The organism is Mesorhizobium sp. M7A.F.Ca.ET.027.03.2.1 (assembly GCF_003999175.1).
GTDB lineage: Bacteria > Pseudomonadota > Alphaproteobacteria > Rhizobiales > Rhizobiaceae > Mesorhizobium.
On sequence record NZ_RZOM01001966.1, the window covers coordinates 1 to 397 of the forward strand.

Below are 397 nucleotides of genomic sequence, written 5' to 3' on the forward strand. Positions count from 1 at the left end.
GATTCAGACATTTCGCAACCTCTACAAACAGGCCAGCCAAAAGATTTCGGTCGGTCTTAACGTTGCTGAGATCGGCAAACATTTTCTCAATCAGCATCTGAACGCCTTCATTCTTCTGCTTGATTTCCTCACGCAGCAAATGATCGTTTCGATTTATCCGGTCCGAAACGTCCCGCTCAAGCGCGCTCAATTGATCCGACAACGCACGCACCTGCTTTTCAAGTGCCTGGTTTTGCTCGCGAAGATTCCGGTCAATCTCCTTGTCGGCATCGGCTCGTGAGTCTTTTTCGTTCCGCAATTGCGCCGCGAGCGAATCGATCTGCTTCTTTGCATTTGACTCGTACATCTCAAGATTGCGCTTGGCTTCGGATTCGACATCCTTGAAGCGTTGCAACAC

The 397-nt window shown here is 49.6% G+C and carries 1 pseudogene; it reads right to left on the bottom strand.

Going from position 1 to position 397, the window contains the following annotated elements:
• Positions 1–397: pseudogene (locus tag EN750_RS39005) on the bottom strand (hypothetical protein); the annotation flags it as partial.